Source organism: Variovorax atrisoli 110B (genome assembly GCF_000382045.1).
GTDB classification, from domain to species: domain Bacteria; phylum Pseudomonadota; class Gammaproteobacteria; order Burkholderiales; family Burkholderiaceae_C; genus Variovorax; species Variovorax atrisoli.
This window is the reverse complement of record NZ_KB907457.1, coordinates 306,886-332,813: the sequence shown is the minus strand read 5'-3', so window position 1 is coordinate 332,813 and position 25,928 is coordinate 306,886. Positions and strand designations below refer to the sequence as shown.

The 25,928-nt window shown below is 68.8% G+C and carries 22 protein-coding genes; 9 read left to right on the top strand and 13 right to left on the bottom strand.

Features of this window, described 5'->3' with window-relative positions; all coding sequences use genetic code 11:
* Positions 1-23 precede the first annotated feature (23 nt).
* Positions 24-173 carry a hypothetical protein gene (locus tag G369_RS39140; protein WP_019656389.1) on the top strand — a complete coding sequence of 50 codons (150 nt, stop codon included), beginning with the start codon at positions 24-26 and terminating at the stop codon, positions 171-173.
* Between the two features lie 114 nt (positions 174-287).
* Here G369_RS39140 and G369_RS0122945 read toward each other — a convergent pair whose 3' ends face one another.
* Both G369_RS0122945 and G369_RS0122940 read right to left on the bottom strand, forming a co-directional pair.
* Complete coding sequence (locus tag G369_RS0122945; RefSeq protein ID WP_019656388.1) at positions 288-1,400, bottom strand: ABC transporter substrate-binding protein; 1,113 nt, start codon at positions 1,398-1,400, stop codon at positions 288-290.
* A 177-nt stretch (positions 1,401-1,577) separates the two neighbouring features.
* Positions 1,578-2,690 (bottom strand): ABC transporter substrate-binding protein, encoded by a 1,113-nt coding sequence (locus G369_RS0122940; protein WP_019656387.1) that lies wholly within the window; start codon positions 2,688-2,690, stop codon positions 1,578-1,580.
* Between the two features lie 186 nt (positions 2,691-2,876).
* Here G369_RS0122940 and uvrA point away from each other — a divergent pair, with 186 nt between their 5' ends.
* The 4 genes from uvrA (at position 2,877) to G369_RS0122920 (ending at position 12,153) form a co-directional block, all read left to right on the top strand.
* On the top strand, positions 2,877-8,717 hold the full coding sequence (gene uvrA, locus G369_RS0122935; protein ID WP_019656386.1) for an excinuclease ABC subunit UvrA: 5,841 nt from the start codon (positions 2,877-2,879) through the stop codon (positions 8,715-8,717).
* Positions 8,718-8,920: 203 nt separating this feature from the next.
* Entirely contained in the window at positions 8,921-9,970 is a 1,050-nt protein-coding gene (gene ocd, locus G369_RS0122930) for an ornithine cyclodeaminase (protein WP_019656385.1), read from the top strand.
* Between the two features lie 33 nt (positions 9,971-10,003).
* Positions 10,004-11,050: a histone deacetylase family protein gene (locus G369_RS0122925; RefSeq protein ID WP_019656384.1), complete on the top strand. Its 1,047-nt coding sequence runs from the start codon at positions 10,004-10,006 to the stop codon at positions 11,048-11,050.
* Positions 11,051-11,175: 125 nt separating this feature from the next.
* On the top strand, positions 11,176-12,153 hold the full coding sequence (locus tag G369_RS0122920) for a tripartite tricarboxylate transporter substrate binding protein (RefSeq protein WP_019656383.1): 978 nt from the start codon (positions 11,176-11,178) through the stop codon (positions 12,151-12,153).
* Positions 12,154-12,167: 14 nt separating this feature from the next.
* Here the strand turns inward: G369_RS0122920 and G369_RS0122915 are convergent, their stop codons facing one another.
* Both G369_RS0122915 and G369_RS0122910 read right to left on the bottom strand, forming a co-directional pair.
* Positions 12,168-13,232 carry a Fic family protein gene (locus tag G369_RS0122915; protein WP_026346559.1) on the bottom strand — a complete coding sequence of 355 codons (1,065 nt, stop codon included), beginning with the start codon at positions 13,230-13,232 and terminating at the stop codon, positions 12,168-12,170.
* Positions 13,233-13,338: 106 nt separating this feature from the next.
* On the bottom strand, positions 13,339-13,911 hold the full coding sequence (locus G369_RS0122910) for a TetR/AcrR family transcriptional regulator (protein ID WP_019656381.1): 573 nt from the start codon (positions 13,909-13,911) through the stop codon (positions 13,339-13,341).
* Between the two features lie 90 nt (positions 13,912-14,001).
* Here G369_RS0122910 and G369_RS0122905 point away from each other — a divergent pair, with 90 nt between their 5' ends.
* Positions 14,002-15,267 (top strand): MFS transporter, encoded by a 1,266-nt coding sequence (locus G369_RS0122905; protein ID WP_019656380.1) that lies wholly within the window; start codon positions 14,002-14,004, stop codon positions 15,265-15,267.
* 190 nt (positions 15,268-15,457) lie between these two features.
* Here the strand turns inward: G369_RS0122905 and G369_RS0122900 are convergent, their stop codons facing one another.
* Positions 15,458-16,288 (bottom strand): HAD-IIB family hydrolase, encoded by an 831-nt coding sequence (locus tag G369_RS0122900; RefSeq protein WP_019656378.1) that lies wholly within the window; start codon positions 16,286-16,288, stop codon positions 15,458-15,460.
* A 95-nt stretch (positions 16,289-16,383) separates the two neighbouring features.
* Between G369_RS0122900 and G369_RS0122895 the strand changes: the two genes are divergently transcribed.
* From G369_RS0122895 to G369_RS0122885, 3 genes are read left to right on the top strand one after another with little or no spacing between them, the layout of a single operon-like run.
* Positions 16,384-17,379, top strand: a complete 996-nt coding sequence (locus G369_RS0122895; RefSeq protein ID WP_026346558.1) for an ABC transporter ATP-binding protein — start codon at positions 16,384-16,386, stop codon at positions 17,377-17,379.
* Positions 17,376-18,227: an ABC transporter permease gene (locus G369_RS0122890; RefSeq protein WP_019656376.1), complete on the top strand. Its 852-nt coding sequence runs from the start codon at positions 17,376-17,378 to the stop codon at positions 18,225-18,227. Before G369_RS0122895 ends, G369_RS0122890 begins: the two co-directional genes overlap by 4 nt.
* A 5-nt stretch (positions 18,228-18,232) precedes the next feature.
* On the top strand, positions 18,233-19,036 hold the full coding sequence (locus tag G369_RS0122885) for an ABC transporter permease (protein ID WP_019656375.1): 804 nt from the start codon (positions 18,233-18,235) through the stop codon (positions 19,034-19,036).
* A 6-nt stretch (positions 19,037-19,042) separates the two neighbouring features.
* Here G369_RS0122885 and G369_RS0122880 read toward each other — a convergent pair whose 3' ends face one another.
* The 8 genes from G369_RS0122880 to G369_RS0122845 all read right to left on the bottom strand — a co-directional run bounded on the left by G369_RS0122880 (position 19,043) and on the right by G369_RS0122845 (position 25,902).
* The gene (locus tag G369_RS0122880; RefSeq protein ID WP_080647885.1) at positions 19,043-19,702 is read right to left on the bottom strand and encodes an SIMPL domain-containing protein; all 660 of its coding nucleotides are present in this window, start codon (positions 19,700-19,702) and stop codon (positions 19,043-19,045) included.
* Positions 19,703-19,711: 9 nt separating this feature from the next.
* Positions 19,712-21,340, bottom strand: a complete 1,629-nt coding sequence (locus G369_RS0122875) for a peptide chain release factor 3 (protein ID WP_019656373.1) — start codon at positions 21,338-21,340, stop codon at positions 19,712-19,714.
* A gap of 80 nt (positions 21,341-21,420) precedes the next feature.
* Positions 21,421-22,035: a GNAT family N-acetyltransferase gene (locus tag G369_RS0122870; RefSeq protein WP_019656372.1), complete on the bottom strand. Its 615-nt coding sequence runs from the start codon at positions 22,033-22,035 to the stop codon at positions 21,421-21,423.
* Complete coding sequence (locus G369_RS0122865; protein WP_019656371.1) at positions 22,032-23,120, bottom strand: alpha/beta fold hydrolase; 1,089 nt, start codon at positions 23,118-23,120, stop codon at positions 22,032-22,034. Before G369_RS0122865 ends, G369_RS0122870 begins: the two co-directional genes overlap by 4 nt.
* Positions 23,117-23,560, bottom strand: coding sequence for a hypothetical protein (locus G369_RS0122860; protein ID WP_019656370.1), 444 nt, complete (start codon positions 23,558-23,560; stop codon positions 23,117-23,119). The genes G369_RS0122865 and G369_RS0122860 overlap by 4 nt, the downstream gene beginning before the upstream one ends.
* Positions 23,561-23,611: 51 nt before the next feature.
* A complete protein-coding gene (locus G369_RS0122855) occupies positions 23,612-24,532 on the bottom strand; it encodes an alpha/beta fold hydrolase (protein WP_019656369.1) in 921 nt (306 codons plus the stop codon).
* 43 nt (positions 24,533-24,575) lie between these two features.
* Positions 24,576-25,070: a TIGR01841 family phasin gene (gene phaP / locus G369_RS0122850; protein ID WP_019656368.1), complete on the bottom strand. Its 495-nt coding sequence runs from the start codon at positions 25,068-25,070 to the stop codon at positions 24,576-24,578.
* 181 nt (positions 25,071-25,251) lie between these two features.
* Positions 25,252-25,902, bottom strand: coding sequence for a single stranded DNA-binding domain-containing protein (locus G369_RS0122845; protein WP_019656367.1), 651 nt, complete (start codon positions 25,900-25,902; stop codon positions 25,252-25,254).
* Positions 25,903-25,928 lie beyond the last annotated feature (26 nt).

Genomic DNA, 25,928 nt, shown 5'->3' with positions numbered 1-25,928 from the left:
GAACCATCCAGGAGACAAAACCCATGTGGAAACTCGTCGTCGGCTTCGTCATCTTCGCCGCCATTGCCCTGTACGTGATCTCGAAGGCCGGTGACAAGGTCGACATGTCGGGCGAGAAGCATGGTGGCGACACCACCACGCACGAGCCCGCGCCCGCCGCTGCGCCGAAGTAGGCCCGAGGATTCTTCAGGCCGGAACACCGCGGAACCGGCTTTGCCGTGCCGCAGGTGTTGCCCCCGGTGGGGGGTGGAGAAGCGACACGAAGTGCGCGAAGCCTGGGGGCGAGCCTATCGCTTGAATCGGCCGTCGCTCACGATCGAGAGGTCGACGTAGTCGATCCCCGTGTGGTCGGTCGGCGAGTAGCTGATGTCGAGCCCGCCGCCCACGTCGTACTGGAAGCTGTTGAGCGTGGCGATCAGCTTCGCGCGCGTGGGCTTCGGGCCCGTGCGGCGCAGCGCCTCCACCATCACCTTCGTGGCGACGAAGCCTTCGAGCAGTGCAGGCGAGAGCTCGTTCTGGCCCTTGGCCTTGGCCAGCGCCAGCGCTTCCTTGATGAGCGGATGGCCGAAGGCGCGCTCGTAGGGCAGCACCTGCGTGACGATCACGCCCGCACTGGCCGAGCCCAGTTCCTTGATGAAGCCCGAGGCCGCGTTGTTCGACAGCGTGATGATCTGCGCCGCCGAGCCCGCCGCGCGCAGCGCCTTGATGCCGTCGGTCACGGCGGTGCCGGAGCCGATCCACAGCACCGCCTGCGCGTTGGCCTTGGTGAGCTGCGGCACGATGGCCGCGTAGTCGGGCTTGCTGCGGTCGGCCAGCGCCACCACGGCCGGCTTCAGGTTGGCCTTCTCGAAGCCCTTGCTCGCGCCTTCCATCGCGTCCTTGCCGAAGGAGTCGTCGGCCTGCACGACGGCGATGCGCTGGATGCCGGTGGTCTGCAGGTGCTGCACCGCCTTCTCCGCCTCGCGCTGGTAGGTCGAGCGCACGTTGAAGATGTTCTTCTGCACCGGCTTGTGCAGCGCCATCGCGCCGGTGGAGGGGCCGACCAGCGGCACGCCGTGCTTGTCGAGCAGCGGGATCACCGCGAGCGTGTTCGGCGTGCCGCGGTTCAGCAGCAGCGCGAGCACCTTCCTGTCCTCGATGAGCACGCGCGTGTTCTCCAGCGAACGCTTCGCGTCGAGGCCGTCGTCCATGCGGATCACCTCGATCTGCTCGCCGTTGATGCCGCCCTGAGCGTTGACCTGGTCGATGACCAGTTGCGAGCCCAGGATGGTTTCCTTCACGCTGGCGGCCACCGGGCCTGAGAGGTCGGCCGACTGGCCGATCAGGATCTGGGCCGCCGCACCCGGCGCCGCCAGGGCGAACAACAGCGCAGCGGCGCAGGACGTGAGCGTCTTCTTCATCGAGCGAAGCCTTTCCGGGGCGGGTGCCTGTGTCAGAAACTGTGTAATGTGTTGCTGAACGTCACTTGTCGCCAGTTGACGCAAACCCTGTCAAACCAAGGTTTCCAGCGCCCGGAAAAAAGCGGCCCGCCGGTGCGCCGGCGGGCCGTTCAAACTCGCCCCTTCCGGGGCGGGGACTCAACGCTTGAAGCGACCGTCGCTGATGATCGACAGGTCCGCGAAATCGATGCCGCTGTGATCTGTGGGCGAGTAGCTCACTTCGAGCCCGCCGCCGAGGTCGTAGCCGCGCAGGCCGTCGAGGGCGGCCACCATCCTGGCCCGCGTGGGCTTGGGCCCGGCGCGGCGCAGCGCCTCCACCAGCACCTTGGCCGATGCGAAGCCTTCGAGCGCGGCCGGCGACAGCTCCGACTGGCCCTTGGCCTGTGCGAGCGCCAGGGCTTCCTTCACCATCGGATGGCCCAGCGAGCGCTCGTTGGGAAACACCTGCGTCACGATGACGCCCTTGCTCGCATCGCCCAGCTGCTTGATGAAGCCCGACGAGGCGTTGTTCGACAGCGTGACCACCTGCGCGGCCGAACCCGCGGCGCGCAGCGCCTTGATGCCGTCCACCACGGCCACGCCGGAGCCGATCCACACCACCGCCTGCGCGTCTGCGCCCTTGATGGCGGGCACGATGGTCTTGTAGTCGGGCTTGTCGCGGTCGGCCGGAATGGTCACGGTGGGTTTCGCCTTGCCCTTGGCGAAGCCGGTCATCGCGCCTTCGAGCGCGTCGGCGCCGAAGGAGTCGGTCACGTGCACGACCGCGATGCGCGTGAGGCCGATGGTCAGCAGGTGCTGCACCGCCTTCTCGGCCTCGCGCTGGTAGGTGGCGCGCACGTTGAAGACGTGCTTCTGCAGCGGCTTGTGCAGCACCATCGCGCCGGTGGAGGGGCCGATGAGCGCCACGTCGTACTTGTCGAGCCAGGGAATGATCGCCTGCGAGTGCGGCGTGCCGCGGCTCATGAAGAGTGCCAGCACCTTCTTGTCCTCGATCAGCACGCGCGCGTTCTCGCTGGCGCGCTTCACGTCGAAGCCGTCGTCCATGCGCAGCACCTCGATCTTCTCGCCGTGGATGCCGCCCTGCGCGTTGGCCGCGTCGATCACGAGCTGCGCGCCGCCGATGGTCTCGTTCACGCTCGCGGCCACCGAGCCGGTCATGCCGGCGGTCTGGCCGATCAGGATCTGGGCCGACGCGCCGAGCGCGCTGAAGGCCAGCAGGGCTGCGGCGCAGAGCGTGCGTGTTCTCTTCATGGAGTCTTTTCGAGGCAATGCAGTCGCGCTGTCGGGCAACGATGCAAACAAATGTGGTATTTGTTTCTGAAAGTGTCCTGAATGCCATCAGGACAAACCCCTGCGTGGCCATCGCCCTTGTGACCTAGTGCGCAAACCCGTCACGGACCACTCCCTAGAATGTTTGCCCCACCCCCCAAGGCACTCATGACACAGGGCTCCATCCGGATTCGCGGCGCGCGCCAGCACAACCTCCAGAACCTCGATCTCGACATTCGCACCGGCGAAATGACGGTGGTCACCGGGCCCAGCGGCTCGGGCAAGTCGAGCCTCGTTTTCGACACCCTCTATGCCGAAGGCCAGCGGCGCTACGTGGAGACCTTCTCCGCCTACGCGCGCCAGTTCCTGGACCGCATGGACAAGCCGGCCGTCGACAAGGTCGAAGGCGTGCCGCCCGCCATCGCCATCGACCAGACCAACCCGGTGCGCTCCTCGCGCTCCACGGTCGGCACGATGACCGAGCTGAACGACCACCTGAAGCTGCTCTTTGCGCGCGCAGCCAACCTGTTCGACCGCGAGACCGCGCTGCCGGTGCGCCACGATTCGCCCGACAGCATCTACGCGCAGATCGTCGAGCGAGCGGCTGCGGCAGGCGATCCGCGGCTGGTCGTCACCTTCCCGGTCGAGCTGCCCGCGAGCACCACGGCCGACGAGGTGCAGCAGTGGCTGTCGGCCAGCGGCTTCACGCGCGTGCAGGCCGAGCGCGAAGTGGCCACGCCCACGGGCCCGCGCAAGGTGCTCGACGTGGTGGCAGACCGCTTCCGCGCATCGAGCGCCGAGCGCTCGCGCGTGGTGGAGGCCATCGAGGTCGCGCTCAGGCGCGGCAGCGGGCGCGTCACGGTGCATGCCACGGGGGCCGAGGAAAACGCGCCGACCGATGTCTGGAAGTTCTCCACCGGCCTGCACTGCCCCGAGAGCGACATCCGCTACGCAGACCCGATCCCGTCGATGTTCTCGTTCAACTCGGCCGTGGGCGCCTGCGACACCTGCCGCGGCTTCGGCCGCGTGATCGGCGTCGACCTGGGCCTGGTCATTCCGAACGACAAGCTCACGCTGCGCGCCGGCGCCATCAAGACCATCCAGACGCCCGCCTGGAAGGAAGCGCAGGACGACCTCATGCGCCATGCCGAAACGGCCGGCATTCCGCGCGATACGCCATGGAACAAGCTCACCGACGAGCAGAAGCACTGGGTGATCGAGGGCACGCCCAACTACAAGGAAGGCAACTGGAACAAGCAGTGGTACGGCGTGCGCCGCTTCTTCGCCTACCTGGAGAGCAAGGCCTACAAGATGCACATCCGCGTGCTCTTGTCCAAGTACCGCAGCTACACGCCGTGTCCCACCTGCAGCGGCGCGCGCCTGAAGCTCGAGAGCCTGCTGTGGCGCATCGGCAGCAAGGAAGACGCCGATGCGGTGCTGCCGCCCGAGAAACGCTTCATGCCGACCGGCGCGAAGTGGACCCGCGCGCAGCTGGAGGCGCTGCCGGGGCTGTGCCTGCATGACCTGATGCTGCTGCCCATCGAGAGGCTGCGGCAGTTTTTCGACCGCATGGGCCAGGGAATGGCTCCGTCCCCCTCCGGGGGAGGGCAGGCGGCCTCCGCAAAAGCCGTGGCCGTGGTGGAGGCCGAGAGCCCCCATCCCAACCTTCCCCCAGCGGGGGAAGGAGCAAGACAGGGCGAGGCGCAGGCGCTGAAACTGCTGTTCGAGGAAATCACCACCCGCCTGCGCTACCTCCACGACGTCGGCATCGGCTACCTCACGCTGGACCGCCAGAGCCGCACGCTCAGCGGCGGCGAGGTGCAGCGCATCAACCTCACCACCGCGCTCGGCACCTCGCTGGTCAACACGCTGTTCGTGCTCGACGAGCCCAGCATCGGCCTGCATCCGCGCGACATGAACCGCATTACCGAGGCCATGCTGCGCCTGCGCGACGCGGGCAACACGCTGGTGGTGGTCGAGCACGACCCGGCCGTGATGCTGGCCGCCGACCGCGTGATCGACATGGGCCCGGGCCCCGGCGCACGCGGCGGACAGGTGGTGTTCGACGGCACCACCGACCAGCTGCGCGATGCCGACACGCTCACCGGCCAGTACCTGGGCGGGCGCAAGAAGATCGGCATGGGCTTCAAGCGGCTGGTGAGCGAGAACACGCACCGGCTCATCCTCGAGGGCGTGCGCGAGCACAACCTGAAGAACGTGACGGTCGAGTTCCCGCTGGCGCGCCTGGTGTGCGTCACCGGCGTGAGCGGCTCGGGCAAGTCCACGCTGATCCAGGACGTGCTGGCTCCGGCGCTCATGCGCCACTTCGGCAAGGCCACCGAAAGCCCGGGCGCGCACGACCGCCTGCTCGGCGCAGACCACCTGGGCGACGTGGTGTTCGTCGACCAGTCGCCCATCGGCAAGACCGCGCGCTCCAATCCCGCGAGCTACGTGGGCGCCTGGGACGCCATCCGCGAGATCTTCGCCACGGCGACGCTGTCGCGCCAGCGCGGCTACACCGCGAGCAAGTTCAGCTTCAACTCCGGCGACGGCCGCTGCCCGACCTGCGGCGGTTCGGGCTTCGAGCACGTCGAGATGCAGTTCCTGTCCGACGTGTACCTGCGCTGCCCCGACTGCGACGGCAAGCGCTACCGCCCCGAGATCCTCGAAGTACGCGTGGAGCGCAAGGGCAAGAGCTACAACGTCGCCGACGTGCTCGAACTCACCGTGGCCGAGGCCGCGGCCGTGTTCGAGGCCGACCGCGACGTGCTGCGCGTGCTGCAGCCGATCTCCGACGTGGGCCTGGACTACGTCAAGCTCGGCCAGCCCGTGCCCACGCTCTCCGGCGGCGAGGCGCAGCGCCTGAAGCTCGCCGGCTTCCTGGCCGAGGCCGCGAAGAACGCCACCGCCAGCAAGCAGTCGGTGGCGCGCAAGGGCACGCTCTTCCTGTTCGACGAGCCCACCACCGGCCTGCACTTCGACGACATCGCGCGGCTCATGCGCGCGCTGCGCAAGCTGCTCGATGCCGGGCACTCGCTGATCGTGATCGAGCACAACCTCGACGTGATCCGCGCGAGCGACTGGCTGATCGACCTCGGCCCCGAGGGCGGCGAGGGCGGCGGCCAGGTGGTGGCCGAGGGCACGCCCGAGCAGCTGCGCGAGAACCGCGCCTCGCTCACCGGCGCCGCGCTGGCCGACTACGAACTCGCCATCGGCCCCGAGGCCTACAAGGTGGCCGAGCGCGCAGCGCGCCGCTACGTCGCCAACGCCAAGACGGCGCCGGGCGCCGATGCGGTGCAGATCGTCAACGCGCGCGAGCACAACCTGAAGAACCTGAGCGTGGACATCCCGCGCGGCAAGTTCAGCGTGGTGACGGGCGTGAGCGGATCGGGCAAGTCGACGCTGGCCTTCGACATCCTCTTCAACGAGGGGCAGCGCCGCTACCTCGAATCGCTCAACGCCTATGCGCGCAGCATCGTGCAGCCGGCGGGCCGGCCCGAGGTGGACGCGGTGTACGGCATTCCGCCGACGGTGGCCATCGAGCAGCGCCTGTCGCGCGGCGGCCGCAAGAGCACGGTGGGCACCACCACCGAGGTGTGGCACTTCCTGCGCCTGCTGTACGTGAAGCTGGGCATCCAGCACTGCATCCACGACGGCGCGGCCGTGCAGCCGCAGACGCCCGACAGCATCGCCGCACAGCTGATGCGCAACTTCAAGGGCCAGCACATCGGACTGCTCGCGCCGCTGGTGACCAACCGCAAGGGCGTCTACACCGAGCTGGCCGACTGGGCGCGGCCGCGCGGCTTCACGCACCTGCGCGTGGACGGCGAGTTCCTGCCGACCACCGGCTTCCCGCGCATCGACCGCTTCAAGGAGCACAGCATCGAGCTGCCGGTGGCCAGCCTCGACGTGCTGCCCTCGAACGAGAACGAGCTGCGCGCGGCGCTGGCCAAGGCGCTGGAGCACGGCAAGGGCGTGGTGCACGTGCTCAGCGATCTCGACGGACTGCGCGCCGCGATGATGGCCGGCGTGTCCACCGCGGGCATCGGCCGCGTGAACGTGTTCTCCACGCTGCGCGCCTGCCCGGTGTGCAGCACCAGCTACGCCGAGCTCGATCCGCGCCTCTTCAGCTACAACAGCAAGCACGGCTGGTGCCCCGACTGCGTGGGCACCGGCGTCAAGCTCAGCAAGGACCAGCGCAAGGTGTTCGACGACTCCGTGCTGGCCGGCGACGACAAGGGCCGCGAGCAGACCTTCGCCGAGCCCGAGGTGGAAGACCTGGCCGACGTGGCCTGCCCGACCTGCGAGGGCACGCGCCTGAATGCCACCGCGCGCGCCGTGAGCTTCGGCACCGCGGCCGACGGCACGGGCGGCATCGGCATCACCGAGCTCGCGCGCATGAGCGTGACCGAGGTGCGCCAGTGGTTCGAGGGCCTCGCGCTCACCGGCCGCGAAGCCGAGATCGCGCGCGACCTGGTGCCGGAAATCAGGAGCCGTCTCGAGTTCCTGGAAGAAGTGGGCCTGGGCTACCTCACGCTGGACCGCGGCGCGCCCACGCTCTCGGGCGGCGAGGCGCAGCGCATCCGCCTGGCGGCGCAGCTCGGCAGCAACCTCCAGGGCGTGTGCTACGTGCTCGACGAGCCGACCATCGGCCTGCACGCGCGCGACAACCAGATCCTGCTCGACGCGCTGCACAAGCTCGGCGACAAGGGCAACACGCTGGTGGTGGTGGAGCACGACGAAGACACCATCCGCCGCGCCGACCACATCATCGACATCGGCCCGAGCGCCGGCAAGCGCGGCGGCCGCCTGGTGGCCGAGGGCACGGTCGCCGACATCCAGAAGGCCGACGACTCGCAGACCGGCCGCTACCTGCGCGACGCCATCCGGCACCCGCTGCAGGCGCGCCGGCTGATCCCGTCGCCCGACCCGAAGGCCGAGGAAAGCGGCGAGTGGCTCACGGTGCACGGCGCCGACCTGCACAACCTGCAGGACGTGACGGCCACGCTGCCGCTGCGCCGCCTGGTGGTGGTCACCGGCGTCAGCGGCTCGGGCAAGTCGACGCTCGCGCGCGACGTGCTGCTGGCCAACGTGCAGGCCATCGTGACGCAGCGCTCGACCAAGGCGGGCCGCGATGCCGACGCCGCCGGCAAGCGCCCCGCGTGGGCGGGCTGCCGCAAGGTCGAGGGCTACGAGACCGTCGACCGCGTGCTCGAGGTCGACCAGACGCCCATCGGCAAGACGCCGCGCAGCTGCCCGGCCACCTACATTGGCTTCTGGGACACCATCCGCAAGCTCTTCGCCGACACGCTGGAGGCCAAGGCGCGCGGCTACGGCCCGGCGCGCTTCAGCTTCAACACCGGCGAAGGCCGCTGCCCGGGCTGCGAGGGCGCGGGCGTGCGCACCATCGAGATGAGCTTCCTGCCCGACGTGAAGGTGCCCTGCGAGGTGTGCCACGGCGCACGCTTCAACCCGGAGACGCTGGCCGTGAGCTGGCGCGGCAAGAGCATCGGCGACGTGCTGAAGATGGAAGTCGACGAGGCCGTCGAGTTCTTCGCGAGCATGCCCAACATCAGCCACCCGCTGCAGCTGCTGAAGGACGTGGGCCTGGGCTATCTCACGCTGGGGCAGCCCTCGCCCACGCTCTCGGGCGGCGAGGCGCAGCGCATCAAGCTGGTCACCGAGCTGAGCAAGGTGCGCGACGACATCACCCGCCGCGGCCAGAAGGCACCGCACACGCTGTACGTGCTCGACGAGCCGACCGTGGGGCTGCACATGGCCGACGTCGAGAAGCTGATCCACGTGCTGCACCGGCTGGTGAACGGCGGCCACAGCGTGGTGGTGATCGAGCACGACCTCGACCTGATCGCCGAGGCCGACTGGATCCTCGACCTCGGCCCCGAGGGCGGCAGCGCCGGCGGGCGCATCGTCGCGGCGGCGCCGCCGGAAGAGGTGGTGCGGCTGGGCACGCACACCGGCGTGGCGCTGAAGCCGGTGCTGGCGCGCTGAGTGCGAAAAGGGCCTCGCCGGTGCAGGTCGCCGGCGAGCCTCTTCACCTCGGCGCATAGGCCTTTCGAGGGTATCGCCAAGGTCATGCAAAGCGGCGCACAATGGCTTCCAACCCTTGGCGCAGGCGCATCCTGAATCAGCCATGGTGGAGTGAACATGCGAGGGATGAAGCGCCGCGGCGGGGCTACGCAAGGAGCCATGTCATGACCCGCTTCATCGATGTTCACAGCCTGGTCCGCCTGGTCGACGAGACCGGTGTCCCGCAGTTCCTGACCGCGCTGGCCGACGCGCTGCGCGACGACTTCATGCGGTGGCGGGAGTTCGACAAGAAGGCGCGCGTGGCCAGCCATTCGCACCTCGGCGTGATCGAGCTGATGCCGGTGGCCGACGACGGCGCCTACGCCTTCAAGTACGTCAACGGACATCCGCACAACACCGCGGTCGGGCTGCCGACCGTCATGGCCTTCGGTGTGCTGGCCGAGGTCGACACGGGCTACCCCGTGCTGCTTTCCGAACTCACGCTCACCACCGCGCTGCGCACGGCCGCCACCTCGGCGATGGCCGCGAAGGCGCTGGCGCGGCCCGATTCGCGCAGCCTCGCGCTGATCGGCAACGGCTCGCAGAGCGAATTCCAGGCGCTGGCCTTCCATGCGCTGCTGGGCATCGAGGAAGTGCGCGTGTACGACATCGATCCGCACGCCACTGACAAGCTGGTGCGCCACCTGTCGGCCTGCACGCCGCTGGAGATCGTGCGCGCCCGCTCTGTGGCCGAGGCGGTGCGCGGCGCGGACATCGTCACCACCGTCACCGCCTACCAGGGGCGTGCGACGGTGCTCACGCCCGACATGATCGAGCCGGGCATGCACATCAACGCGGTGGGCGGCGATTCGCCCGGCAAGACCGAGCTGCATCCCGGCGTGCTCGGCAAGGCCCGCGTGTTCGTCGAGTACGAGCCGCAGACCCGCGTCGAGGGCGAGATCCAGCAGGTGGCCGCCGACTTCCCGGTGAGCGAACTCTGGCGCGTGCTGCTGGGCGAAGTGCCCGGGCGCGAGAGCTCAGCGCAGGTCACGCTGTTCGACTCGGTGGGCTTCGCGCTGGAGGACTACACGGCGCTGCGCTACATCCAGCGCATCGCCACGGAGCGCGGCATCGGCCGGCAGATCGCGCTGGTGCCCGAGCTCGACGACCCGAAGGACCTGTTCGGGCTCACGGCCTCCGGTAGGCGCCGGGCGGTGCTGCGGCGTGCGGCATGATGGGCGGCTTCGCCACTGCCGCCTTCCGTCTTCATGCTCACCATCTACAACGACCAGCACGCTCTCCACCAGGGCAAAGTCGAGATGTTCCGCGGCGAGCTCGTGCCGTGCTTCGAGGTGCCTGCCCGCGTCGACCATGTGAGGCATGAGCTGGAGCGCAGGCGCATCGGCGCGCTGCAGGCGCCCGATGCCTTCGACGAAGCGCTGCTCGCGAAGGTGCATGCGCCGCGCTACCTGGATTTCATCGCGCACGCATGGGACGAGTGGGTGGCGCTGGACCCGTCCAACGCGACGCGCGATGCGCTGCCCTCGTACTGGCCCACGCGCGGCATGCGCAGCGACGTGCTGCCGAAGAGCTTTCCCGCGCGCCTGGGGCTCTTCTCCTTCGATGCGGGCACGCCGCTGATGGCCGGCAGCTGGGCGGCGGCGCGACACGGCGCGGCCTGCGCCTGGACCGCGGCCCAGCGCGTCGTCGGCGGCGAGCGCGCTTCCTTCGCGCTGACGCGCCCGCCGGGCCACCACGCGGGCGCCGATTTCTTCGGCGGCTACTGCTTCCTCAACAACGCTGCCGTGGCGGCGCAGGCGCTGCGCGACGCGGGTGTCGAACGCGTCGCGGTGCTCGACGTCGACTACCACCACGGCAACGGCACCCAGGCCATCTTCTACGAGCGCGACGACGTGCACTTCGCAAGCCTGCACGGCGATCCGCTGACCGACTACCCCTACTACCTCGGCCATGCCGACGAGCGCGGCGCCGGACGCGGCGAGGGCTTCAACCACAACCTGCCGCTGCCCCGCGGCACCGACTTCACCGCATGGCGAGCCGCACTGAAGGCCGCGCTGGCCCGCATCGCCGAAGTGAAGGCCGGTGCGCTGGTGGTCTCGCTGGGCGTCGACACCTTCGAGGGCGACCCGATCTCCGGCTTCAGGCTCAGGAGCGACGACTACCTGCGCATGGGCGAAGACCTTGCGCGGGCCGGATTGCCGACGGTGTTCGTCTTCGAGGGCGGCTATGCAGTGGCGGAGGTGGGCGTCAATGCGGTGAACGTGATCGAAGGGTTCGCGCAGGCCGGCGGCTGACGCACAGGCGACTCGGACGCCGGAATTCGCCCTGTTTTCCCACGGAAATCAGGGCAGCCCCGATTGCCTTCGCCGATGCGGCGGGGCCCAATCGGCGCTTTTCTCTCGTCAGGATCCAGTCAGCCATGCTCCGCCGCTCCACCTTTCTCCGTACCGCCGCCGCCATCGCCGCAGCCGGCGGCCTCGCCCTTCCGATGGCAGCGCTCGCGCAGGCCTTTCCCGCCAAGCCCGTCAAGCTGGTGATCGCCTTCCCGGCGGGCGGCCCGACCGACATCACCATGCGCCAGCTCGCGGAGAACGCGAGCAAGATCCTCGGCCAGCCGGTCATCATCGACAACAAGCCCGGCGCCGGCGGCACGCTGCCCGCGCAGGCGCTGCAGACCGCGCAGCCCGACGGCTACACCGTCGCGCAGATCCCGCTGGGCGTGTTCCGCCTGGGCTACACGACCAAGATCAACTGGGATCCGCTCAAGGACATCACCTACGTCATCAACGTCACCGGCTACGCCTTCGGCATCGTCGTGCCGGCCGACAGCCCGTTCAAGACCTGGGCCGACTTCGTCGCCTACGCCAAGGCCAACCCCGGCAAGCTGACCTACGGCTCCACGGGCACGCTGACCAGCCCTCACCTGACCACGGAGATCGTCGCGCAGAAGGCCGGCATCCAGCTGCAGCACGTGCCCTACAAGGGCAGCGCCGACCTGATGCTCGCGGTGGTCAGCGGCCAGCTGATGGCCGCGGCCGACAGCACCGGCTTCGCACCGCAGGTCGAGGCCGGCAAGCTGCGCGTGCTCAACACCTGGGGCGAGAAGCGCCTGGCCAAGTTCCCCGACGCCCCCACGCTGAAGGAACTGGGCTACGACGTGGTGCAGAACTCGCCCTTCGGCATCGGCGCACCCAAGGGCACGCCGCCCGAGGTGGTGAAGAAGCTGCACGACGCCTTCAAGCAGGCGATGGAAGAACCCAGCTACGTAGCCGCGCTGGGCCGCTACGACATGCTGCCGAACTACATGAGCTCGGCCACCTACACCAAGTTCGCGCAGGACACGGTGGTGAAGGAGAAGGCGATCATCGAGAAGCTGGGGTTGGCGAAGGAAAAGTGAGCCGACCTTAGGTGTCACCCCCTCAGGATGGATGCGAGCGCGATGTTGATGTAGTAGTTGCTCCGTCCCATCCTGTGTTTCTGGACGAAGCCGCCTTCGACCAGTGCCTCCAGATACTTGGTTGCGGTGAGGCGCGAGACCTGCAGGTCCTGCTGCACGAATTCGATTTTCGTGTAAGGGTGCATGAAGAGGTTGTTGATCAGGTCCTGGCTGTAGAACTTGTACTTCTCGCGAATGCGGTGCTTGTAGTCGAACAACGCCGACTTGATCGCATTGATCGTCTCGATGGTCTGGCTGGCGGTCTGCTCCACCGCCTCGAGCAGGTACAGCACCCACTCTTCCCATGCGTCCTGGTCCCGCACCGCCTGCAGTAGTCGGTAATAGTCGGCTTTCGTCCGCACTATGTGACTGCTCAGGTAGAGCACCGGAATATCGAGCAGCCGTTCCTTCACCAGGTAGAGCACATTGAGAATTCGACCGGTACGGCCGTTGCCGTCGTAGAACGGGTGAATGCTCTCGAATTGATGATGGATCAGCGCCATCTTGATCAAGGGATCGGCGGCGAACGAATCTGTCTCGTTGACGAAGCGCTCCAATGCGCGCATCAGCGCCTCGATCTCGCCCGGATCCTGCGGCGGCGTGTAGACGATGCGGCCAGCCGCGTCCTTCAGGGCGGTCCCTGGCAGCTTGCGAAAGCCCGCGTTGTTGCGTTCGAGCTCGGACTGGATCCGGATGATGTGGTTCGACGTGATCAATCCGCTCTCGCGGACTTGCTCGAAGCCCACACGCAAGGCCTGCCGGTAGCGCAGCACTTCCTTGGCTGAGGGATTCGCGAAGGCCTCCGGCAAGACATCGTCCTTGAACAACTCGTCGTGTGTCGTGACGATGTTCTCGATTTCCGAGCTGTCCTTGGCTTCCTGCAGGGCCAGCGTGTTGATCAATATTCCCTGATTGGGTATTGCGGCAGCAATTCCCTTGAGTTCAGCCAACCTGCGGCTGGCGCTGGCGAGCTTCTTCAGTATTGCGGAGGTGTCGAACCGCGTGGGGTTCAGTTGGTCGAGCGACGGAAGGATATGCATGGAAATCAAGGGTTTCCATACATGTTAGGCCCGACATGTATAGAAATCCCAAATTTCTATACATGAAGGCAGACTCAAGTCCGCAAAAACCAGAAAACTGCACAGATCATCGATGCGGATGGATTGCAAACAGCTCGTCCACCAGCCGGCCCGCCAGCTCCGGCTGCACCCCGTCCCCGCCGAACACCAGCCGGAACACGATCGGCGCGATCAGGTGGTCGATCACCTGCTGCGGTTCGGGGGCGCGCTCGCCGCGGGCGTGGGCCTGCTCGACCAGGGTGAGCGCTTCCCTGCGGCGGTTGCGCAGGCAGTCGGTGTCGGAGTTGCCGTTGGCCAGCGCGGCCGCGGCTTTCAGCAGCGAGGTGTTGCACGGCCTGGACAGGTGCTCGATGAGTTCGCGCGCCCAGGCTTCGAGGTCGGCGCGCAGGGTGCCGGTGTCCGGCAGCGGGCGGTTGGGGTCGAGCCGGTGGGTGGCGGTTTCGGCCAGCAGGCCCTGCAGGTCGCCCCAGCGGCGGTAGATGCTCGATGCGCTGACGCCCGCCCGCTCGGCCACGGCCGGCACCGTGACGCGCTCCCGTCCCTGTTCGGCCACGAGTTCCTCGAGGGCGGTGCGCACGAGCGCCTGCACCTGGGCGCTGCGGCCGCCGGGGCGCTTGTTGGGGAGGGCGGTGTCGGTCATGGCGATGGACTTTAACGCAAAGATATTTGCTTTAGTGGACTCACAGTTCTAGAATCGCAAAAGCAAAAAAAGTTGCGTTAAGGATTCGCCATGCCGTCCTCCTGCCCCGAACTCGCCTCCGCCACCGCCGAGATCGCTGCCCGCTCCAGGCCTTGGCGCCTGCCGCAGCGCGCCGCCTTCGCGCTGCTGGCGACGGTGCTGTTCGCCTTCTTCTTCGCGGCGGCGGCGCCTTCGCCTCTCTTCGTGGTGTTCCAGCATGCCTGGCACTTCTCGTCCTCGCTGCTCACGGTGGCTTTCGCGGTCTACGCGATCGCGCTGCTGGTCTCGCTGCTGGTGGCGGGGTCGCTGTCGGACCACATCGGGCGGCGTCCCGTCGTGCTGGCTGCGCTGGTGCTGCAGGCGGTGGCGATGGGGCTCTTCCTGCTCGCGAACGGCATTGGCGGGCTGATCGTCGCGCGCGTGGTGCAGGGCATCGCCACGGGCGTGGCGAGTGGCGCGCTGAGCGCGGCGGTGGTCGAGGCCGCACCGGCTTCGCGCAAGCGGCTGGGGGCGATGATCACGAGCGTGTCGCCGCTTGCCGGCCTTGCCGCCGGTGCGTTGCTCACGGGCGTGGCGGTGAAGTTCTCGGTGCAGCCGGTGATGCTGGTGTTCGGCGTGCTGGCCGCCGTGTTCGCACTCGGGGCGGCAGTGGTGCTGTGGATGCCAGAGACGGTCACGCCGCGCGCTGGCGCGCTGGCCTCGCTGGTGCCGCGCGTGTCCATTCCCGCCAAGGCGCGCGCCGAGTTCGCGCGCGGGCTGCCGGTGTTCGTCGTGGTTTGGGCGCTCGGCGGGCTTTACCTGTCGCTGGCGCCTTCGCTGATGCTGCACGTGTTCGGCATCGACAACGGCGTGGTCAACGGCCTGACCGTGGCAGTGCTCTCGGGCACGGGAGCGATCGCGCCGACGCTGCTGGGCCGCCTCGCGGCACCGCGCCCGGCCATCGCCGGCATGGCCAGCATCGCGCTCGGGCTGCTGCTGCTGCTGGCTTCGCTCGCGACGCGCTCGCTCGCGCTCTTCTTCGTCGGCACGGCGGTGGCGGGCATCGGCTTCGGCGGCGCCTTCTCGGCGCTGGTGCAGACGCTGGCGCCCATGGCGCAATCGCACGAGCGCGGCGAGCTGTTCGCGGCGATCTTCGTGGTGAGCTACCTCGCGTTCAGCCTGCCTGCGATGCTTGCGGGCTTCCTGGTCGCGCCGCTGGGCTTGCTGAACACCACCGAAGGCTATGCAGCGGTGCTGCTGCTGATCGCGGCCTTCGGCACCTGGAGCCAATGGGCCTTGCTGCGCCGGATGCGGCGCGAGCTGCCCTTGCGCGGGTGAGCGAAGGGAGTTGCTCGGGTCAGGCCTTCCACGCCCTGGTTCCAGCCGTCTCGGCTCCCGCGGCGTGACGGATATCGGCAGCTACCTGTGGGCCGGCTTCCGACTCGAAGCGCTAATCACCCACGACGAGGGCGCCACCGGCATCTCCGGCTTCTCCGGCTTCAGTTGACGCCCTACCGCGAGCCCGGCCTCAGCGTGCCGACAGAACCGCGCGCGCCGCCTCGGCGAAGCCGGTACCGCGTTCGCCCTGCGTCACGTAGCGCGGCAGATGCTCGAGCTGCGGCACGAAGCGCGCGACGTTCGCCACGCCGATGCTGTGCGCGAAGGTGCGGAACATCAGCTGGTCGTTGGTGGAGTCGCCCACGTAGGCCCAGCGGTCCATCTCGTCGTCGAGCCGGCGGCCCCACAGCTCGCGCACGATCCAGCGCGCGCCCTCAAGCTTGTCGTTGTCGCCGTACCAGCCGTTGACGTGGATGCTGCTGACGGTGGCGTGCATGCCCTCGCCGCGCATCAGCGCAACCACCTGCGCGATGGTGGCTTCGCTCAATTGCACGAACTCGCTGTGGTCGATGGCGATGTCGGTCTCGCGCCCCGGCGAGTCGGTGGCGCGGCCCACGCCCGGCAGCTCGCGCTCGATGCGCTCCAGCACCGACTGCATGCGCGCGAAGTTGGCCGCGCGCGTGGGCTCGTCCTGCTGGTAGCGTTTCTCGACCTTGCCATCGGCAGACGGCAGCAGCGCCACTGCACCGTTCTCTGCCACCATGGCATCGACAGGCCAGGCGTTGACGAAAGGAAGGCTCCAGCCCACCGGCCGGCCCGTGATCGCCACCACCGAGAGGCCTGCCGCCTTGAGATCGCCCAGCGCCTGCAATGCATCTGGCGTGATCGCGCCCTCGTGCGTGAGCGTGTCGTCGATGTCGGTGAACACGCCGATGAGCCCGGCGCGCGCAGTCTCGGGCCAGTCGGCCAGCGGCAGCAGATGATGGGGCGGGGAGGGCAGGGAAGGCGGCTGCGAAGGCATGGCGGAAAGAATGCGAAAAGGAGCGGCGATCGTACCGGCGCTTTCGTGTAGCATCCCGCCCCCGCCGTGCCATGGAGGCCGGTGCGGCGCCCTCCATGCTCCACATCCTCGTCGACGACCTCCGCAAGACCTACCGCATCTCCGAACGCGACCCTGGCGTGATCGGTGCGCTGCGCGGCCTCGTGCAGCGCCGCCATCGCACGGTGGAGGCGCTGTCGGGCGTGTCGTTCGCGCTGGAGCGCGGCGAGCTGCTGGGCTTCATCGGGCCGAATGGCGCGGGCAAGTCGACCACCATCAAGATCCTCTCGGGCATCCTGCGGCCCGACGGCGGGCGCGTGGAGATCGACGGGCGCGACCCCTTCGCCGACCGCGAGCGCCACGTGGCGCGCATCGGCGTGGTCTTCGGCCAGCGCACGCAGCTGTGGTGGGACCTGCCCGTGGGCGACGGCTTCGACCTGCTGCGCGACATCTACCGCGTGGAGCCCGCGCGCTACCGCCGCACGCGCGACGAACTGGTGGCGCTGCTGAACCTGGAGCGCGTGCTCGCGCAGCCGGTGCGGCAGCTCTCGCTGGGCCAGCGCATGCGCGCGGAGATCGCGGCGGCGCTGCTGCACGAGCCCGACATCCTCTTTCTCGACGAGCCCACCATCGGCCTCGACGCACCCTCGAAACTCGCAGTGCGCGACTTCGTGCGCCGCGCCAACCGCGAGCGCGGCACCACCGTGCTGCTGACCACGCACGACATGCACGACATCGAGGCGCTGGCCCGGCGCGTGATCATCATCGGCCACGGCCGCGTGCTGGCCGACAGTCCGGTCGAGGCGCTGCGCGCGCAGGTGATGGCCGAGCGCCGCCTCGTCGTCGATTTCGCGCAGGGTGCCGAACTGCCTGTGGAAGTGGCCGGCGCCAGGGTGCATTCGCGCGACGGCCAGACGCTGGTGCTCGACTTCGATCCATCGCAGACCCCGGCGCCAGCGCTCATAGCGCGCATCGCCGCCGCGCACCCGGTGGAGGACATCCGCCTCGAAGGGCTGGCGATCGAAGCCGTCATCGCGCGCTTCTACGCCATGCACGGGGCGGCAGAGGCATGACGGCGGCCAGCCCGCGCGATCTTGCGCGCCCGTACCTCGCGGCCTTCGCATCGCGCTTCCTGCAGATGCTGCAGTACCGCACCGCCGCGCTCGCCGGCTTCGCCACGCAGTGCTGGTGGGGCGGCATCAAGGTGATGGTGTTCGCGGCCTTCTACGGCCATGCGGCAGTCACGAGTGCGAGCAGCTCGATGTCGCTCGCCCAGGCCATCACCTACACCTGGCTCGCCCAGGGGCTGCTCGTGCTGCTGCCCTGGCTGGGCGATCCGGAAGTGGCGCAGGCCGTTCGCACCGGCGCAGTCGCCTACGATCGGCTGCGGCCCGTCGACGCCTACGCGCTGTGGTTCGCGCGCAGCGCCGGCTGGATCGCCGCGCGTGTGCTGCCGCGCGTGGCGCTGATGGCGGCCTTCGCGATGGTCGCGCTGCCGCTGCTCGGCCTGGGCGAGTGGGCCTGGCAGCTCCCGGCGGGCGTGGCGGCGGGGCTCGCGTTCGTGCTGTCGGCCGTGCTGGCGCTGCTGCTGTCGACGTCGATGGTGATGTTGCTGAACGTGGCGGCCACCGCCGCGCTCAACGAACGCGGCATCAGTGCAGTCGCCACGCCGGTGGTCATCGTGTTCTCGGGCAACCTGCTGCCGCTCGCGATGCTGCCCGACGGCTGGCAGACCGCGCTGCTGCTGCAGCCCCTGGCCGGGCTGATGGACATTCCGGCGCGGCTGTACTTCGGGCAGCTGCAGGGCTGGCAGGCCATCGGCGGGCTAGGGCTGCAGGTCTTCTGGATCACGGTGCTCGTGGCGCTGGGGCACCTAGCGATGGGCCGCACCATGCGCAGTCTCCAGGTGCAGGGCGGGTGAGGGCGATGGGATCGATTCCGCTCTTCTTCCGGCTGGTGGGCGCTTCCCTCGGCGGCCAGGCGCGCTACCCCGCCTCGGCGCTGATGCTGACCGTCGGCCAGTTCCTCGGCACTGGTATCGAGGTGATCGCCGTGTGGGCGCTGTTCCACCGCTTCGGCGACGTGCAGGGCTGGCGCATCGGCGAGGTGGCCCTGTTCTACGGCCTGGTGAACTGCATGTTTGCGCTGGCCGATGCGCTGGGCCGCGGTTTCGACGTGCTCGGCACCGAGTTTTTGCGCACCGGCGCCTTCGACCGCCTGCTGCTGCGCCCGCGTCCGCTCGCGCTGCAGCTGATGGGCAACGACTTCCGCATCAGCCGACTGGGCCGGCTGCTGCAGGGGCTGGCGATGGTGGCTTTCGCGACGCAGCAGACGGGCATCGCGTGGACGCCGGGCGCCATCGCCATCGCGCTGCTTGCCATCGCGGGCGGCGTGGCGCTGTTCCTCGGCATCCTGGTGCTGCAGGGCACCCTGGCCTTCTGGACCGTCGAGAGCCTCGAGATCGCAAACGTGCTGACCTACGGGGGCGTGCAGGCCGCGCAGTACCCGCTGGCGCTCTATGCGCGCTGGTTCCGGCGCGTGCTGACCTTCATCGTGCCGCTGGCCTGCGTGGCGTACTACCCCGTGCTGGCGATCCTGGGGAAGACCGATCCGCTGGGGGCGCCGGCGTGGGTGCGGCTGGCGTCGCCGCTCGCGGGGTTCGTGTTCCTGGCGGCGGCGTTCGGGGTGTGGCGCTTCGGGTTGCGCCGCTATGCGTCGACGGGGAGCTGAGGAGCTTCAGCCGATCAGGAAGCGCACGCGGTAGCGCAGGGTGCGGGTCCGCTTTGCTCCGGCCAGTTCCTCTAAGTCGCTTTCTGGGCTGCCGGAAGCCGACGCCGCAGCGCCTCCGGCGTACGCCCATGTGTGGTCGCCATAGGCACCCGAGTTGTCCGCCTGCGAACCGAGTTCTTCCACCTGTGCGACTGCACCCAGCGTGACGCCCGCTTCCTTCGCAAGGATCAGCGCCTTGCCGCGCGCATGCCGGATGGCGGCCATCCGTGCCTCGGCTTCCGCGCCTTCCTGTGCTTCGAAGCGGGGCTGCTGCATGTCGACGCCCATGGTGTAGCGGGAGTTCGTGAACAGCGGTTCGAGCGCGTCGAGTGCCTGATAGAGCCGACGCGTCTCCTTGCAGGCGATCAGCACGCGGTGCGCCACTTCCTGGCCCACGCTGCGCTTGAGATACCAAGGTTGCCAGGCGTCGCGCCCGCCTTCCGTGATCTCGTCGGACGTGAGGCCCGCCTCTTTCAGCGTCCGGATCGTGTCATTGCGAAGGCTCGTCGCTTCGGCCAACGCCACCTCGGTCTTCGAGGCCTTGACTGTGATCGTCAATGTGGCTCGCTGCTCGGTGACCCGTTCGATCAAATCACCGAGCCCTGCGACCTGGATAAAGGTTTCCATGACGGCTCTCTAGCCCGCGCTCTGCAGCGCCAGCCCCGCATGCTCGCGCAGCGGATGGAAGTGGATCTTCGGAAACCGCTCCTGCGCCAGCCGCACGTCGTAGGGCGACGTGCACAAAAAGGCCAGCGTATCCGCCGCGTCCTTCGCCATGCGCTGCGGATAGGCATTGACGAACTCGCGCAGCTCGGCCGGCGTGTCGGCCGTGATCCAGCGCGCGCCGGTGTACTGGCAGCCTTCGAGCCGCACGTCGGCGTCGTACTCGGCCTTCAGGCGGTGCTGCACCACTTCGAACTGCAGCTGGCCGACCGCGCCCAGCAGCATCGGGCCGCCGATCTCGGGGCGGAACACCTGGATCGCGCCTTCCTCGCCGAGCTGGGCCAGGCCCTGCTGCAGCTGCTTGGTACGCAGCGGGTTCTTCAGGATCACGGTCATGAAGAGCTCGGGCGCGAAGAAGGGCAGGCCGGTGAACTGCAGGCTGGCGCCATCGGTGATGGTGTCGCCCAGCTGCACGCCGCCGTGGGTGGTGAAGCCCACGATGTCGCCCGCGTAGGCCTCTTCCACCGCCTCGCGGCGCTGGCTCATGAAGGTCACGACACTGGTGGGGCGCAGTTCCTTGGCGGTGCGCTGCACCTTCAGCTTCATGCCCGGCGTGTACTTGCCCGAGGCCATGCGCACGAAGGCGATGCGGTCGCGGTGGTTGGCGTCCATGTTGGCCTGCACCTTGAAGACCACGCCCGCGAAGTCCTTGTCCTCGGGCTGGATCTCCTTGGTCACCGGCTGGCGGTTGACCAGCGTGGTGCTGATGCGCGAGCGCGGCGAGGGCGCCAGGTCGACCAGCGCGTCGAGCACCTCCATCACGCCGAAGTTGTTCACGCCGGAGCCGAAGAACACGGGGGTCTGCTTGCCGGCCAGGAAGGCCTCGCGGTCCCAGGCGGGCGATGCGCCGGTGGCGAGCTCCATGCTCTCCATGGCGGTCTCGAAGTCGGCGCCGAAGCGCTTGACCAGCGTGTCGCGCTCGGCAAGCGGGATGGTCTCGAAGTCCTGCGGCAGGCGCTCGCTGCCCGACTCGAACACCGTCATCGCCTGCGTGCGCAGGTTCATGATCCCCCGGAAGCTCTTGCCCTGGCCCACGGGCCAGGTCATGGGCACGCACGGCATGCCCAGCTCGCGCTCCACCTCGTCGAGGATGTCCAGCGGCTCGCGCACTTCGCGGTCCATCTTGTTGACGAAGGTGATGATGGGCGTGTCGCGCTGGCGGCAGACCTCGATCAGCCGCCGCGTCTGCGCTTCCACGCCGTTGGCCGCGTCGATCACCATCAGCGCCGAGTCGACGGCGGTGAGCACGCGGTAGGTGTCTTCCGAGAAGTCCTTGTGGCCGGGCGTGTCGAGCAGGTTGATGACGTGGTCGCGGTAGACCATCTGCATCACCGACGAGGCTACGGAAATGCCGCGCTGCTTCTCGATCTCCATCCAGTCGGATGTGGCATGGCGCGAGGCCTTGCGCGCCTTCACCGAGCCGGCGATCTGGATCGCGCCGGAGAAAAGCAGCAGCTTTTCGGTCAGCGTGGTCTTGCCGGCGTCAGGGTGGGAAATGATCGCAAAGGTGCGGCGGCGGCGGGTTTCGGCTACGAAAGACAAGGTGGGCAATCTGCGGGGGGAATCCGCGATTTTAAAAGGCTGGCGGCTTGCGGCCCCTCCGCCCCCGTGCCAGGGGCGCTTCAGCTCCCCAGCGCCTCGCCCATCCCATACGCCCGCATCTGTGCCTCGAACCGCGCCACGTCCTGGCTCAGCACCACGAGGTCGTGCGCCAGCCCCTGGCGATCCTTCACGTGCTTGTTCAGGAGCGCCTCGGGCTTGAAGCCCAGGGCCTGGAAGACGGCGATGGCGCCGCGCTGGTCGACGGTCATGCGGGCGACGAGCTTTTCGGCCCCGCGCTCGATGGCCAGCGCGCAGGCTTCGCGTGCGAGCTTGTGGCCCAGGCCGCTGCCGCGCAGCTCGGGTGCGGCGAGCACGCGCAGCTCGGCGACGTGGCTCGACCAGGAGTGCGGATCGCGGATCACCGCCGCGCAGCCGAGCACGGCCTTCTCGCGCACCGCGAGCACGCTGTCGATGTCGCCGCGCTCGATGGCGCGCACCCAGGCGTTCATCACCTTGGGCTGGGTGATGTCGCGCGGCAGAAAGAGCAGGTCGTGCGCCGGCAACGCCTGTGCGAAGGCGAGCACGGCATCGGCGTCTTCGGCGGCCATCAGGCGCAGGACGATGCTGCCCTCGCTGCTGGTCACGGTGCGCGGGTAGGTCCGCGAGAAGGAGTCGGTCACGGTGGTGATGCTCATGTCGATCGCACTCCAAGCCATTCGTCGAGTCTGGGCCACAGCCGGCGCACCGCGTTGGGCCCGGCGGCGAGGCTGACGTGGCCGCCCTTGAGCACCACTTCCTCCTTGTCGGTGGAGCCGATGCCGGCCACCAGCGGCTGCCCGGCCTCGTACGGAACGATGTGGTCGTGCTGCGCGAGCGCATGCAGCACCGGCACCCGGATGTTCTTCAGCCGCACCTTCTGTCCGCCGATCACCAGCTCGCCCTTGTGCAGCTTGTTGCCCCACATGAGTTCCTTGACGGTCTGGCGGAAGTACTCGCCGGCCAGCGGCAGCATCTCGTTGCCCCAGCGGTCGAACATGCGGTACGACTTGACGAATTCGTCGTTGTCCATGTTGTCCCACAGCTGCACCATGCCCGCGCTTCGGCCGGCGGGGCGCAGCATGTCGAAGGAGGTGAAAAGCATCTCGGGCGGCACGTTGCCCACGGTGTCGACGAGGCGGTCGACGTCGAAGTAGCGGCGGTCCGACCACGCATGGAACAGCTTCATGCGGCTGAAGTCGACGGGCGTGGTGAAGAGCGCGAGGTTCTTCATCGGCCCGCCGGGGTGCAGCGCGGCATAGAGCGTGGAGAGCACGCCGCCCATGCAGTAGCCCACGAGCGTGACGTCTGCCTCGCCCGAGCGCTCCTGCACGCGGCGGATCGAGTCGGGGATGAAGTCGAGCACGTAGTCCTCGATGCGCAGGTACTTCTCCTGCGGGCGCGGCGCGTTCCAGTCCATCATGTAGACGTCGTAGCCGCGCAGGAGCAGGTGCTCGACCATGCTCTGGCCCGGCGCGAGGTCGAGGATGTAGCCGCGGTTGGTGGTCGCCATCACGATCAGCAGCGGCACGCGGTAGATTTCGTCGGCCATCGGCCGGTAGTGGTACAGGCTCAGCGTGCCGCGACGGTGGATCTCGTCCTTGGGCGTCTGCCCCACGGCGGGCGCGGCGGTGGTGAGGAAATCCAGGCCCTTGATGTTGCGCTGGATCGTGCGCTCGATCTCGGCGGCCATGTCGACCGCGATGTCGGGCAGGGCGAAGGTGTTGTCTTCCCCGGCGGTCATGGCGAGCGCTTTCCTGCGGGCTTGCGTGTGCGGGCCGGCGCCTTCGGCACTGGCGGCGATGTCGGGGTCATGGAGGCCGCAGGCGGCTGCCGGGTACGGCGCGGTCCCGGCGCAGCCTTGGCGGATGCAGCGGCCGCAGAGGGGCCGGCTTCCACCGCACGGGCGATGCGCGCCAGGTGGTCGTCGATGCGCTGCAGCTGCTCGCCCAGCACCTGCAGGTCGGCGCGCGTGGGCAGGTTCAGCATCGCGAGGTAGCGCGCCATCAGGTCGCCCAGTGCCTTCTGCGCGGTGAGCGAGGCGTTCATGCCGCCGTGCATGCCCTGTCGGAACGGGTCCGAGGCCATGGTCTCGTTGGCGAACTCGTTGGTGCTCTTCTCCCACTGGGCGGTGAGCTCGCGCCACATGGCCATCGGGTCGAGGGGGGAGAACTTGTTCGTCATGGCGGATGCTCCCTTCTTGTCTGTCGCCTCGTCGCTCGTGTCCCAGCCGTTTCAGGTGCCGGCGTGTCTCGCCGTGTGCGCCGCGATGGCGTCGATGATCTGCGGCCACATCGGGATCGGCAGGGCGTGCCCCATGCCCGGAATGCGCAGCAGCTGCGCGCCTGCGATCGCATCGGCCACGTCGATGCCGCAGGCCACCGGAACCAGCGGGTCGTCGTCGCCGTGGACCACCAGCGTGGGCACGCGCACCTTGCGCAGCGCGGGCTTGCGGTTGCCGGAGGCGAGGATGGCCGCGAGCTGCCGCGCCACGCCGGCCGGGTTGAGCCCGCGCAGGAAGACGAGCTGCGCCTTCTCGGCGTCGCGCGCTTCGTCGAGCGGGAAGCTCCCGGGCCCGCGCAGCACGCGCCACACCTTCGCGTAGTGCGCCTGGTAGGCCGCGAAGGTGGTCGGCGCGGGCGAGAACAGCACCGCCATCGCCTCGGGCGTGGGCGGCGGCAGGCCCGGCGCGCCGGTGCTCGACATGATGCTGGTGAACGACAGCATCCGCTGCGGATGGTGGATGCACAGTTCTTGGCCGATGGCGCCGCCCATCGAGGCGCCCACGACGTGGGCCCGCTCTATGCCCAGCGCATCGAGCAGCCCGACGCAGTCGGCCGCCATGTCGCGCAGGTCGTAAGGCGTCCGCAGCGGAAGCCCGGCCACCGCCTGCGCCATCAGCGCCTGGATGTCGGGCACGCCCAGCAGCGTGAGGTGCGTCGAATGGCCGATGTCGCGGTTGTCGAAGCGGATCACGCGGTGCCTGCCAGCCTCGGCGAGCCGGGCGCAGAAGGCGTCGTCCCAGGCCACCATCTGCGCGCCGAGGCCCATCACCAGCAGCAGCGGCTCGGCGGCCGGGTCGCCGAAGCTGTCCCAGGCCAGCTCGATGCCGTTGGCGCGCGTGCGGTGCTCGATGCGCGGTGGAACTGAAGTCATGGCTGCGCGCGGAGGTCGTCCGTCGGAGCTGTCTCTTGCCGGCTCACTTGCGCTGCAGCATCTTCGTCACTTCGTCGACGTTCGCCTGGATGCGCTGGCGCACCACGTCGAAGGCATCGGCCTGCGACTTGGCCGCCAGGTTGGCCAGCTCCTTGATGTCGTCGATGGCGCGCTGGAACGACTGACGGCCCAGTTCGTCGAGCTTGGCGAGGTTCTCCTTCGGGTCCTTGCCCGGCATCTCCTTGGCGGCGGCCTGCCACTCGGAGATGGCGCTCTTGATCATCTCGGTCTGGCGCTGCACGACGGTCTGCAGGCCCTGGTAGGACTTCTCGTTGGCCTCCATCAGCGCCGCGAGGTCCTTGCGTCCCGCTTCCAGCAGCTTGCCGGCGCCGCCGGTCAGGTTCAGGCCCTGCAGCCGGTCGGCCATGCCCTTCAGCGGATTGAGCATGTCCGCGACGTCGGGCGCCGCCTTCTTCGCGCTGGCGGTGCTGCTGCTGGCAGTGGTCTTCTTGGCGGCGGCTTTCTTGGCAGTGGCCATGGTGCGGAATCTCCTGTGACGGTGGACGTTGGTAGGGAGGGACCGGCCCGGCGGCCGGAAACCCTCGCCACGATACGCCGCGCCGGCGCGCCGGAGCTCACCGCGGCCGCAAAAATGCCTGCGGGATTTCCCTTGGGTGCGTGCCGCCTTCGCTGCCCGCCTTCGCTGCCCGCCTTCGCTCCTACATCGGCGGCGCGAAGCCGTTGCGCCCGGCTGTCACGCGCAGCGCGGTGGGCGTGCCGTTCTTCTCCTGCGCATTCACCAGCACCCGTGCGCCCGGCACCAGCAGTGCGTCGGTACCGGGCCGGAAGGTGACCACCGGAACGTCGGGCGGCACCACGACGGTCTTCTCGCCGCCCTTGTAGGTCAGGTGCAGCTGCTGGCCGCCGCGCACCGACTTCGGCGCCGCGGCCAGGTCTGCGACCGTGGCGTTGGTCATGGTGCTTTCGGGCAGCAGGTCCCAGGGACGATGGCCCTCGCCCGTGCCGCGCGCAGCCTCGGGGAACACGACGACTTCGAGCGCCTTCTGCGTGCCGTCGGGCTGCGGCATGGCGGCGGTGCCGATGAAGCTGCCGCGCTTGATGTCCGAGAGCTTGATCGGGTAGACCTCCGACACGGGCAGGCCGGCGGGCCGGGCGAGCGAGACGACCTCGCCGCTGCGGTCCTGCACGACCAGGGTGTTCGCATCGACGCGCACGAGGGTGCCGCGGATGCGGACGGTGTCGGCGTTCTGGGCGGACGCGCCCGCCGGAAGCAGGGCGGCGGCCAGGCCGACGGCGGCAGCAAGGGCTGCGAGCAAGGTCCTGGGCGTGCTGGAGGAGTGGATCTGCATGTTGGCTTTCAGGGGCTGTGGGCCGG